Source organism: Saccharopolyspora sp. NPDC002578 (assembly GCF_053592695.1).
Genome location: NZ_JBSFWJ010000057.1, coordinates 29,143 through 42,302 on the forward strand (window position 1 = coordinate 29,143; position 13,160 = coordinate 42,302).

Genomic DNA, 13,160 nt, shown 5'->3' on the forward strand with positions numbered 1-13,160 from the left:
GCCGGTTCCTCGTCGTCGCCGGTGAGGCGCTCGGCGAGAACGGCCCGGTCGAGGCAGGACTCGTCGAGTTCGACGCGGCGCACCGCCGCGCCGTTCGCGGTGAGCGCCGCGACGACGTCGGTGTCGTCCACGCCGTCGGCGGTGACCACGAGCCAGGTCCCGGCGATCGAACCGTTTCCGTTGCCGCTCAACGGCTTCCAGGTGACCCGGTACCGCCACGAGTCCACAGTGGAGGACTCGGTGCGGCTGCGGCGCCAGGAGGACAGCGCGGGCAGCACCGCGGCCAGCGAGTCCTCGTCCACGTCGAGCCGGTCGGTCAGCGAACCGAGGTCCTGCTGCTCGACCGCCTCCCAGAACTCGGCCTCCGCGGCGTCGGCGGTCGCGGCGAGCTGCGGGGCGGCGGGCAGCGCCCACAGGTGCTCGTGCTGGAAGGCGTAGGTCGGCAGGTCCACCCGCCGCGCGCCGGTGCCGTCGAGCACCGGCGACCAGTCCACCGCGACGCCGTGCGCGAACAGCTCACCGGCGGAGAGCAGGAACCGGTCCAGGCCGCCCTGGTCGCGGCGCAGCGTGGCACCGGTGATGGCGGGCGCCCCCGCCTGCTCCACCGTCTCCTGCACGCTGAAGCTCAGCACCGGGTGCGAGCTGACCTCGACGAACACGCCGTGCTGCTGCTCGGCCAGCGCCCGCACGGCCGGTTCGAACTCGACGGTGCGGCGCAGGTTGCGGTACCAGTAGGCGGCGTCCATGCCGGTGGTGTCGAGCCAGTCCCCGGTGACGGTGGAGAAGAACGGCACCGCGGCTTCGGCGGGGCGCACCGGCGCGAGCACGTCGAGCAGTTCCGCTTCGATGGCTTCGACGTGCGCGGAGTGCGAGGCGTAGTCCACCGCGACCCGGCGGGCCCGGACCTCCTCGGCGGTGAGCTGCTCGTGCAGGACGTCCAGGGCCGCCGGGTCGCCGGAGACGACGACGGAGCGCGGCCCGTTGATCGCAGCGATCGAGACGCCCGCGCCGAGGCGGTCCTCGACCTCGGCGGCGGGCAGCGCGATCGACATCATGCCGCCCGCTCCGGCGAGGCCGCGGGCGATGGCCTGGCTGCGCAGCGCCACGACCCGCGCGGCGTCCGGCAGCGACAGCGCGCCGGAGACGCAGGCCGCGGCGATCTCACCCTGGGAGTGGCCGACGACGGCGTCCGGGCGCACGCCGTGGTGCTCCCACAGCGCGGCCAGCGACACCATCACGGCGAACGAGGCGGGCTGCACCACGTCGACGCGGTCCAGCGAGGGAGCGCCGTCGGCTTCGCGCAGCACGTCGAGCAGCGACCAGTCGACGAACTCGGCCAGCGCGGCGGCGCACTCGGCGAGCCGCGCGGCGAACACCGGCGACTCGTCGAGCAGCCGGGCGCCCATGCCCGTCCACTGCGAGCCCTGGCCGGGGAACACGAAGACGGTGCGCCCGCTCGCGGCGGCGGTCGCCTGCGCGACGCCGGTGGCCGGGCGGCCCGCGGCGAACTCGGCGAGGCCGTCGCGCAGCGCGGCGTCGTCGCCGACGAACACGGCGCGGTGCTCGAACAGCGCGCGCGAGGTGAGCAGCGAGTGCGCGACGTCCACCGCGCGAAGACCGTCCACTTCGGACGCGAGTCGGGCGGCTTGGGCGCGCAGCGCGGGTTCGGTGCGCGCGGACAGCACCCACGGCACCGGACCGGCCGCGGCGGAGTCGACCACCGGCGCCTGGACGGGTTCGGGTTCCGGCGCCTGTTCCAGCACGGTGTGCACGTTGGTGCCGCTGATGCCGAACGAGGACACCCCGGCCCGGCGCGGTCCGCCGGTCTCCGGCCACGCGGTGTTCTCGTGCAGCAGCGAGACGGTGCCCGCGGACCAGTCGATGTGCGAGGACGGCGTCTCGGCGTGCAGCGTGCGCGGCAGCACGCCGTGGCGCATCGCCAGCACCATCTTGATCACGCTGACCACGCCGGAGGCGGACTGGGTGTGGCCCAGGTTGGACTTCACCGAGCCCAGCAGCAGCGGAGTCGCCGGGTCGCGGTCGCGGCCGTAGGTGTTCTGCAGCGCCTGCGCCTCGATCGGGTCGCCGAGCGAGGTGCCGGTGCCGTGCGCCTCCACCACCTGGACGTCCGATGTGGACAGATCGGCGTTCGCCAGCGCCTGCTGGATGACGCGCTGCTGCGACGGGCCGTTCGGCGCGCTCAGGCCGTTCGAGGCGCCGTCCTGGTTCACCGCGCTGCCGCGCACCACGGCGAGCACCTCGTGGCCGTGGCGACGGGCGTCGGAGAGCCGTTCCACCAGCAGCAGGCCCACGCCTTCGGACAGCGTCATGCCGTCGGCCTCGTCGGAGAACGCCTTGCAGCGCCCGTCCTGGGCCAGCGCGCGCTGACTGCTGAACGCGATGAACGCCGCCGGGTCCGCCATCACGGTCGCGCCACCGGCCAGCGCGAGGTCGCTCTCGCCGTTGCGCAGCGACTGGCACGCCAGGTGCAGCGCCACCAGCGAGGACGAGCAGGCGGTGTCCACGGTGACCGCCGGGCCTTCCAGCCCGAACAGGTAGGAGAGCCGACCGGACAGCACGCTCGGGCTGGTCCCGGTGACCATGTGGCCCTCGGAGCCCTCGGCGGAACCGCTGCCGTAGTCCTGGAAGCTCGATCCGATGTAGGTGCCGGTGCGGCTGCCGTGCAGCGTGCCGGGGTCGATGCCGGCGCGCTCGAAGGACTCCCACGCCGTCTCCAGCAGCAGCCGCTGCTGCGGGTCCATGGACAGCGCTTCGCGCGGGGAGATGCCGAAGAACGCCGGGTCGAATTCGCCCGCGTCGTGCAAGAATCCGCCCTGCGTGGAGTAGGTGGTGCCGGGCCGGTCCGGGTCCGGGTCGTAGAGCCGGTCGCCGTCCCAGCCGCGGTCCACCGGGAAGTCGGAGATCGCGTCGACGCCCTCGGAGATCAGCTCCCAGAACCGCTCCGGGGTGTCCGCGCCGCCGGGGAAGCGGCAGGCCATGCCGACGATCGCGATGGCCTCTCCGCTGTCGGCGGACGCGGCCGACACGCGCGCGGCGCCGCCGGAGGCGCCGAGCAGTTCGGTGCGCAGGTGCGCGGCGAGCGCCTGCGCGCTCGGGTAGTCGAAGGCCATCGTGCTGGGCAGCGCGAGGCCGGTGGCGCCCGCGATGCGCTTGCGCAGTTCGACGGCGGTGAGCGAGTCGAAGCCGATGTCGCGGAACGCGCGGCGTTCCGGCACCGCGTCGGCACCGGAGTGCCCGAGCACGGCGGCGGCCTCCGCCCGCACCAGGTCCAGCAGCAGCCGCAGCTGCCCGTCCTCGTCGAGCCCGCGCAGCCGGGCGGCGAACTCGCCGTCCGCTTCGGCGGCGGGCTGCTCCAGCGCGCGCACCTCGGTGAGCTCGGACAGCAGCGCGCTGGGGCGGCCCGCGGTGAAGATCGGGTGGTACCGCGCCCAGTCCACGTCGGCGACGGTCACGGCGACGTCGCGGTGCGCGATGGCGCGGCGGAGTTCGGCGAGCGCGGCACCGGGAGCCAGCATGCCGAGCCCGGTGCGGCGCAGGTTCTCCGCCATGGCCTCGTCGGTGGCCATGCCGGCTTCGGCCCACGGGCCCCAGGCGAGGGCGGTGGCGGCGAGGCCGCGCGCCCTGCGGTGCTCGGCGAGCGCGTCGAGCTGCGCGTTCGCCGCCGCGTAGGCGCTCTGCCCGCCGCTGCCCCAGATCCCGGCGACCGAGGACAGCAGCACGAAGAAGTCGAGCGCGCGGTCCCCGAGCAGCGCGTCCAGGTTCGCCGCGCCCGCGACCTTCGCGGACACCACGGTCGCGAACTCGTCGAGATCGGTGGTGTGCAAGGGATTCGCCTGGCCGATGCCCGCCGCGTGCACCACGCCGGTCAGCGGGTGCGCGTCGGGAATCTCGGCCAGCAGCGCCGCGAGCGCGTCGCGGTCGGCGACGTCGCAGGCGGCCAGGTGCACGTCGGTGCCGAGTTCGCGGAGTTCTTCGGCGAGTTCCGCGGCGCCCGGGGCGTCCGGGCCGCGGCGGCTGGTCAGCACCAGCCGGTCCGCCCCGGCCGCCGCGAACGAGCGCGCGATCTCGGCGCCGAGCGCGCCGGTGCCGCCGGTGATGAGCACGGTGCCGGACGGCGCGAACTCGCCCGCCGACTCCGCGATCGGGTGGTGCAGCAGCCTGCGCCCGGACACCCCGGAGGCCCGCACGGCGATCTGGTCCTCGTCGCCGATGCCGGCGAGCGCGCAGGCCAGCCGGGCGGCGGACTGCCGGTCCAGCTCCGCGGGCAGGTCGACGAGACCGCCCCACGCGCGGGGCCGCTCCAGCGCGACCACGCGCCCGAGACCCCAGGTCGCGGCCTCCGCCGGGTTCGCGAGCGGGTCGTCCGCCCCGGTCGACACCGCCCCCCTAGTGATCATCCACAGTGGAGCGTTCAGGTCGAGATCGCCCACCGCCTGCGCCAGCACGGCGTTGTGCGCCAGTCCGGTGGTGAGCGCAGCGCCGTGCGGTCGCTCGTCGGCGGCCAGCAGCGACACCACGCCCGCGACGTCCTCGACGCCGCCGAGCCGCGCCGCCAGCACCTCCCGGTCCGCGCAGTCGTCGTCGAGCACCAGCTCGCGGACCTGCGCGCCGTGCGCCTGCACCGCGTCGGCCACGTCGTCGGAGGCGACCTCGGCGGTGCTCACCAGCAGCCACGTGCCGGTCAGCACGGCGGGCGCGGGCGTGCTCAGCGGACGCCAGTCCACGCGGTAGCGCCACGAGTCCAGCAGCGCCTTCTCGTGCCTGCCCTGGCGCCACGAGGCCAGCGCGGGCAGCAGCGCGTACAGCGAGGCGTGCTGGGAGTCCTCCAGGCCGAGCAGGTCGGCGAGCTCGTCGGCGGCCCCGCGGTCCACGGCCGCCCACAGCCGGTCGTCGGCCGGGTCGCTCGCGGGTGCTGCGGACGCGTGCTCCGGCCAGTACCGCTCGCGCTGGAACGCGTAGGTGGGCAGGTCGACGCGGCGCGCGTCCGGGTGCAGCGCGGCCCAGTCCACCGGGACGCCGCGCACGTGCAGCCGGGCCAGCGCCGTGGTCGCGGCGAGCTCCTCGGCGCGGTCGGCGCGCAGCGCGGGCACGAACTCGGCCTCGTCGCCCAGGACGTCCTGGGCCATCGCGCTGAGCACGCCGTCCGGGCCCAGCTCCAGGAAGGTGCGGGCGCCCGCGTCGGCCATGGCGCGCACGCCGTCGGCGAAGCGGACGGTGGCGCGGACGTGCTCGACCCAGTACTCCGGCGTGCGCACCTCGTCGCCCGCGAAGGCGCCGGTCACGTTGGACACCAGCGGGATCGCCGGGGCGTGGTAGGTGAGCCCGGCCGCGACCTCGCGGAACTCGTCGAGCATCCCGTCCATCAGCGGGGAGTGGAACGCGTGGCTCACGGTGAGCCGCTTGGTCTTGCGGTCGGCGAACCGGGCGGCGAGCGCGGTGACCTCGTCGTCGGCGCCGGAGAGCACGACCGAGCTCGGGCCGTTGACCGCCGCGATCGAGACCTGCTCGGTCAGCAGCGGCGCGACCTCGTCCTCGGTGGCCTGCACGGCGATCATCGCGCCCCCGGCGGGCAGCGCCTGCATCAGCCGGGCGCGCGCGGCGACCAGGGCGCACGCGTCGGACAGCGACAGCACGCCGGCGACGTGGGCGGCGGCGAGCTCGCCGATGGAGTGCCCGGCGAGCTGCGCGGGCACGGCGCCGTGCGATTCGACGAGCCGGTACAGCGCCACTTCCAGGGCGAACAGCGCGGGCTGGGCGTAGCCGGTCTCGTCCAGCAGCGCGGCCTCGGCGGTGTCGGGTTCGGAGAACAGCACCTCCCGCACCGGGCGCTCGAACGCGGCGTCGAAGTGCGCGAGCACCGCGTCCAGCGCGGCGGCGAACACCGGGTACCGGTCGTAGAGCTCGCGGCCCATCCCGGCGCGCTGGCTGCCCTGGCCGGTGAACAGCACCGCCAGGCGGCCCGCGTCGCCGGTCTCCCCCGCCACCACGGCTGGGTCCGGCAGGTCGGCGGCCAGCGACCGCAGCGAGGCCAGCAGGTCCGCCCGGTCCGAGCCGAGCACGGCGGCGCGCTGCTCGAACGCGGGGCGGGTGGTGGCCAGCGAGAACCCGACGTCCACCGGCGAGCGCTCGGGGTCTGCCTCCAGCGCGGAGACCAGGCGCGCGGCCTGCGAGCGCAGGGCGGCGCGGGTCTTGCCGGACAGCGGCCACGCGACCACGGAGTCCGGCGCGGTGCGCGGCTCGGGCTGCTCCACCGGTTCGGGCTGTTCGAGGATGAGGTGCGCGTTGGTGCCGCTGATGCCGAACGACGACACGCCCGCGCGGCGCGGGTGGTCGGACTCCGGCCAGGAGGTCTCGGCGGTGAGCAGTTCCACCGCTCCCGAGTCCCAGTCCACGTGCCCGGACGGGGTGTCGGCGTGCAGGGTGCGGGGCAGCACGCCGTGCCGCATCGCCTGCACCATCTTGATCACGCCGGCGACGCCCGCGGCGGCCTGGGTGTGGCCGATGTTGGACTTGATCGCGCCCAGCAGCAGCGGGTTCTCCCGCTCCTGCCCGTAGGTCGCCAGCAGCGCCTGGGCTTCGATCGGATCGCCGAGCGAAGTGCCGGTGCCGTGCGCCTCCACCACGTCGACGTCCGAAGCAGCCAGATCGGCGGCGGCGAGCGCCTGCCGGATGACGCGCTGCTGCGACGGGCCGTTCGGCGCCGTCAGGCCGTTGGAGGCGCCGTCCTGGTTGACCGCGCTGCCGCGCACCACCGCGAGGACTTCGTGCCCGTTGCGGCGAGCGTCGGAAAGCCGTTCCAGCAGCAGCATCCCGACGCCCTCGGCCCAGCCGACGCCGTCGGCGTCGTCCGAGAACGCCTTGCAGCGCCCGTCGGTGGACAGCCCGCGCTGCCGGGAGAACTCGATCAGCGACGCGGGGGTGGACATGACGGTGACACCACCGGCGAGCGCCAGCGAGCACTCCCCGGCCCGCAGCGCCTGCATCGCCCAGTGCATCGCCACCAGCGAGGACGAGCACGCGGTGTCCACGGTGACCGCCGGGCCTTCCAGCCCCAGCGTGTAGGACACCCGCCCGGAGGCGATGCTCGGCGAGGTGCCGCTGCCCTGGTGGCCTTCGAAGTCGCCGCCCGCCAGGACCGCGCTGTAGTCGTTGTACATCACCCCGGCGAACACGCCGGTCCGGCTGCCGCGCAACGAGTTCGGGTCGATCCCGGCGCGCTCCACGGCTTCCCAGGAGACCTCCAGCAGCAACCGCTGCTGCGGGTCCGTGGACAGCGCCTCGCGCGGGCTCATGCCGAAGAACGCCGGGTCGAACTCCGCCGCGTCGTGCAGGAAACCGCCGGAACGGGTGTAGGAGGTGCCGGGCGCGTCCGGGTCCGCGTCGTAGAGCGCGTCCAGGTCCCAGCCCCGGTTCACCGGGAACCCGGTGATCGCGTCGGTGCCCTCGGACACCAGCCGCCACAGGTCCTCCGGCGAGGACACCCCGCCCGGATACCGGCAGGCCATGCCCACGATCACGATCGGATCGCCGGACACCGCCACCCCGGCGGTGTCGTCGGTTTCGGACTCCGCGCCGAGCAGTTCGTCGCGCACGTGCGCGGCCAGCGCCCGCGCCGTCGGGTAGTCGAACACCACGGTCGCCGAGGTGCGCAGGCCGGTGGCCGTGGCCAGCCGGTTGCGCAGCTCCACCGCCGTCAGCGAGTCGAAACCGAGGTCCTGGAACGCGCGCTCCGGGTCGATGTCGGCGGCGCCACCGTGCCCGAGCACCGCGGCGACCTGGCTGCGCACCAGTTCCAGCACCGCCTCGGCGCGTTCCGCCGCGCCCAGGCCGCTGAGCCGCTGCACCAGTCCCGCCGCCTTGCCGGAGGCGGTGCGCGCCGCGCGCCGCGCCGGGGTGCGGATCAGGCCGCGCAGGAACGCGGGGGTGGCGCCGCGCGAACGCAGCACCGGCAGGTCCAGCCGCACCGGCAGCAGCACCGGGTCGCCGGTGCGCAGCGCCGCGTCGAACAGGGCGATGCCCTGCTCCGGGTCCAGCGGCGGGGTGCCCGCGGTGGTGAGGCGGCGCAGGTCGGTCTCGCTGAGCGCGCCCGTCATGCCACCGGTCGAGGCCCACGGCCCCCAGGCCAGCGACACGGCCGGGAGTCCCTGCGCACGCCGGTGCTCGGCGAGCGCGTCGAGGAACGCGTTGGCCGCGGAGTAGTTCGCCTGCCCGGCGGCGCCGACGGCACCGGCCAGCGAGGAGAACGTGATGAACGCGGCGAGGTCGTGCTCGCGGGTGAGTTCGTGCAGGTGCCAGGCGGCATCGACCTTCGGGCGCAGCACCGCGTCGAGCCGTTGCGCCGTCAGCGACCCCAGCACCCCGTCGTCGAGCACCCCGGCGGTGTGGATCACCGCGGTGAGCGGGTGTTCGGCGGGCACGTCGGCCAGCAACGCGGCCAGCGCATCCCGGTCGGCGGCGTCGCAGGCGGCGACCCGCACGTCGGCGCCGTGCTCGGCGAGCTCGGCCACGAGCGCGTCGATGCCGTCGGAGGCGGGGCCGCGGCGGCTGCTCAGCACCAGGTGCCGCACGCCCCGCTCGGTGACCAGGTGGCGGGCGAACAGCGCGCCGAGCCCGCTGGTGCCACCGGTGATGAGCACCGTCCCGGCCGGGTCCCACGACGCGGTATCGGTGTCGGGCGCCGCGGCGCGGGCGACGCGCGCGGCGAGCAGCCGACCGTCCTGAACGGACAGCTGCGGTTCGTCGGCGAAGCCGAGCGCCTGCTCCAGCTGCGCCTCGGCCTCGGTGCCGGCGAGGTCGACCAGGCCGAAGCGGCCGGGAGTCTCGGCCTGCGCCGTGCGGATCAGGCCCCACACCGCCGCCGCGGCCAGGTCGGTTCCCGCGCGAGCGCCGCGCGTGACGAAGACCAGCCGCGCGTCGTGCTCCTGGTCGAGCCAGGTCTGGGCGAGTTCCAGCGCCCGCGCCGACAGCGCGTGCACCGCCTCCGGCGTCGAGTCGTCCGGGGAACCGAGGTGCGCCACGACGACCTCGGTGTCCTCCGGAACCGAAGCGAGGTCCGCGACCGGAACCCCGAGCGCACCGGCGTCCGCGGCCGAGCCCAGCACGGCGATCGAGCCGGGCGCCGCGGCGCGCGTCGAGATCGGCGTCCAGTCCAGCCGGAACAGCGCGTCCCGCTCCGGGGCGTCCAGGCGCTGCTCGGCGACGGGCCGCAGCACCAGCGACTCCACCGAGGCGACGGGCGCCCCGGACGGGTCGGCGACCGCCAGCGACACCGCGTCGTCCGCGGCGCGAGCCAGCCGCACCCGCACGGTGGACGCACCGGTGGCGTGCAGCTTCACGCCCTCCCAGGAGAACGGCAGCCCGCCCCGGTTCTGCTCGCCGAGCCCGGTGAACGCGGCGGCGTGCAGCGTCGCGTCGAGCAGCGCCGGGTGCACCCCGAACGCGCCCGCCTCGGAACGCGCCGAGTCCGGCAGCTCCACCTCGGCGAACACCTCGTCGCCGCGCCGCCAGGCGGCGCGCAGGCCCTGGAACACCGGCCCGTAGCCGAATCCGTCGGCGGCGAGCCGTTCGTAGTGCCCGTCGAGCTCCACCCGCTGCGCACCGGCGGGCGGCCACTCCGGGCCGAAGTCGGCGGGCTCGTCCTGCTCGGCGGCGGTGAGCACACCGGTGGCGTGCCGCGTCCACGGCTGCTCGTCCGCGCCGTCCGGGCGCGAGTAGAGGCTCAGCTCGCGGCGCCCGGTCTCGTCGGGGCCGCCGAGCCACACCTGCACCTGCACCGCGCCCTGCTCGGGCAGGACCAGCGGCGCGGCCAGCGTCAGCTCCTCGACGCGGTCGCAGCCGGTCTCGTCCCCGGCGCGCAGCGCGAGCTCCACGAAAGCGGTGCCCGGCAGCAGGATCGTGCCGCCGACGGCGTGCTCGGCCAGCCACGGGTGCGACCGCACCGAGAGCCTGCCGGTGAGCAGCACCCCGTCCGAGTTCGCCAGCGCCACCGCCGCCGCCAGCAGCGGGTGGTGCGCGGCGCCGAGCCCGGCGGAGCGGACGTCGCCGTCCGCGCGCGGGCCCTTCGGCCAGAAGCGGCGGCGCTGGAACGCGTAGGTGGGCAGCTGCACCCGGCTCGCGCCGGTGGCGGCGAAGAACTCCGCCCAGTCCGGTGCCGTGCCGGTGACGTGCAGCTCCGCGAGCGCGCGCGTGACGGCCGCGACCTCCGGCCGGTCGCCGCGCAGCAGCGGGCTGATCACCGCGTCCGGCCGCGCGTCGAGGTTGCCCGGCACCATGGCGCTGAGCACCCCGTCCGGGCCCAGTTCCAGGAACGAGCGCACGCCGTGCTCGTCGAGCCAGCGCACGGCGTCGCCGAACCGCACGGCGCGGCGCGCGTGCGCCACCCAGTGGTCGGGGTCGGCCAGTTCCTGCACGGTGGCGGGCTCGCCGGTGAGCGTGGACACCAGCGGCAGCAGCGGTTCCTGCGGTGCCAGCCCGGCCACGACGGCGCGGAACTCGTCGAGCATCGGGTCCATCAGCGGCGAGTGGAACGCGTGGCTCACCGTGAGCCGCTTCGCCTTGCGACCCGACTGCTCGAAGTGCTCCGCGACCGCCACCGCCTCATCGGCGTCGCCCGAGATCACGACGGCACGCGGACCGTTGACCGCCGCCAGCGAGACCTGATCGGTCAGCAGCGGCGCGACCTCGTCCTCGGTCGCCTCCAGCGCGATCATCGCGCCGCCGCGCGGCAACGCCTGCATCAGGCGTCCGCGCGCGGCGACCAGCGCGGACGCGTCCGCGAGCGAGAACACCCCGGCCACGTGCGCGGCGGTGATCTCACCGATGGAGTGCCCCGCCACGTGGTCCGGGCGCAGGCCCCACGACTCGGCGAGGCGGAACAGCGCCACCTCGATCGCGAACAGCGCGGGCTGCGCGTAGCCGGTCTCGTCCAGCAGCGCGGCCTCGGCGGTGCCCGGTTCGGCGAACAGGACCTCCCGCAGCGGGCGGTCCAGGTGGGCGTCGAGCTCGGCGAGCGCCGCGTCCAGCGCCTCGGCGAAAACCGGGAACCGGGCGTGCAGCTCGCGGCCCATGCCGAGGCGTTGCGCGCCCTGCCCGGTGAACAGGAACGCCAGCTTGCCCGCGGATCGCGCCGAACCCCGGACCACTCCGGCCGGTTCGGCGTCCTCGGTGAGCGCGCGCAGCCCCGCGCGCAGCTCCGCGCGGTCGGCGGCGGTGACGACGGCGCGGTGCTCCAGCCCGCCGCGGGTGGCCGCCGACAACGCCACGTCCAGCGGCTCGGGCTCGGCGGAGTCCACGAAGGACAGCAGCCGCCGGGCCTGCTCGCGCAGCGCCTCGCCGGACTTCGCCGACAGCGCGACCGGAACGGCACCCGCGGGCACCACGGGTGCCGCCTCGACCGGTTCCGGCTCGGGCGCCTGCTCGATGATGGTGTGCGCGTTGGTACCGCTGATGCCGAACGAGGAGATTCCCGCGCGGCGCGGGCGGTCCGACTCCGGCCACGACGTGTGCTCGGTGAGCAGCCGCACCGCCCCCGAGTTCCAGTCCACGTGCGAGGAGGGTTCGTCGACGTGCAGCGTCTTCGGCAGCAGCCCGTGGCGCATCGCCAGCACCATCTTGATGACGCTGGCGACACCGGCGGCGGCCTGGGTGTGGCTGATGTTGGACTTCACCGATCCCAGCCACAGCGGCCGGTCCGCCCCGCGGTCCTTGCCGTAGGTGGCCAGCAGCGCCTGCGCCTCCACCGGGTCACCGAGCACCGTCCCGGTGCCGTGCGCCTCGACGACGTCCACTTCGGACGCCGACAGCCGCGCGTTCACCAGCGCCTGCTGGATCACGCGCTGCTGCGACGGGCCGTTCGGCGCCGTCAGGCCGTTGGACGCGCCGTCCTGGTTCACCGCGCTGCCGCGCACCACCGCGAGGACTTCGTGCCCGTTGCGGCGCGCGTCGGAGAGCCGCTCCAGCACCAGCACACCGGCGCCCTCGGCCCAGCCGGTCCCGGCGGCCGAGTCGGCGAAGGAGCGGCAGCGGCCGTCGACGGACAACCCGCCCTGCCGGGAGAACTCCAGGAAAGTCGCCGGGCTGGACATGACGGTGACGCCGCCCGCCAGCGCCAGCGAGCACTCCCCCGAGCGCAGCGAGTGCGCGGCCAAGTGCAGCGCCACCAGCGAGGACGAGCACGCGGTGTCGACGGTGACCGCCGGGCCGACGGCGCCGAAGGTGTAGGAGAGCCTGCCGGACAGGACGCTGCCGCTGTTGCCGGTGAGCTGGAAGCCGTCCACGTCGTCGGCCGGGCCGACGCGGTAGTCCTGCGCCATCGCGCCCATGAACACGCCGGTGCGGCTGCCCCGGATCGACGCCGGGTCGACGCCCGCGCGCTCGAAGGCCTCCCAGGTGGCCTCCAGCAGCACCCGCTGCTGCGGGTCCATCGCCAGCGCCTCGCGCGGGGAGATGCCGAAGAAGTCCGCGTCGAATTCGCTCGCGCCGTGCAGGAATCCGCCGGAGCGGGTGGAGGTGTCGAGCTCGTCGAGGTCCCAGCCGCGGTCGGCCGGGAAACCGGAGATGCCGTCGCGCCCCTCGGCGACCATCCGCCACAGGTCCTCCGGGCCGGCGACGTCACCGGGGTACCGGCAGCTCATCCCGACGATGGCGATGGGTTCGCGGGCGGCGTCCTCCAGCTCCTGCACGCGCGCGCGGGACCGCTTCAGGTCCGCGCTGGCCCGCTTCAGGTAGTCCCGGAGCTTCTGTTCGTTGTCCATGTCCACCCAACCCATCTCAGGCGGCCCCCTCAGGGGCTCCCACGGCCGAATCCGGCCGGCCCATTGCCCGGCACATCTGCGGAGTTCCAGGAACCGTGCGCTCGCCCGGTGCCGCGCCACGGCACCGGGCGTCCCGCTCAACCCGGCCGCGCACCACCGGACGCGCCCGCGGTCCGCCGCACGGCGACCGGACGCGCGCACACTTCCGCCCAGCAAGACATGCGCCCAGTCTCACCACTGCCAGGCAGGAAAATCCTTAGGAGTGCTCTCCTCGTGACCTGCGTAGGGGGCGGGTGGCGGAACCTCAGCGTTCTTCTCGCTGCGGGATCTTTTTCCCAAGTGGCTCCGCCACGAGGGAAAAAGCTGTCCTCGCGAGAAGAACGCTGA

1 protein-coding gene (running past one end of the window) is annotated in these 13,160 nt (G+C 75.1%); it reads right to left on the reverse strand.

The window, feature by feature from the left end; genetic code table 11:
* Window positions 1-12,773: the 5' portion of a type I polyketide synthase gene (locus ACWD38_RS23030; protein ID WP_450124883.1), read on the reverse strand. Its footprint begins 14,956 nt before the window's first position; 12,773 of the gene's 27,729 nt are visible here — the first part of the coding sequence; it begins with the start codon at window positions 12,771-12,773; its stop codon lies off the left edge, out of view.
* Between the last annotated feature and the right edge of the window lie 387 nt (window positions 12,774-13,160).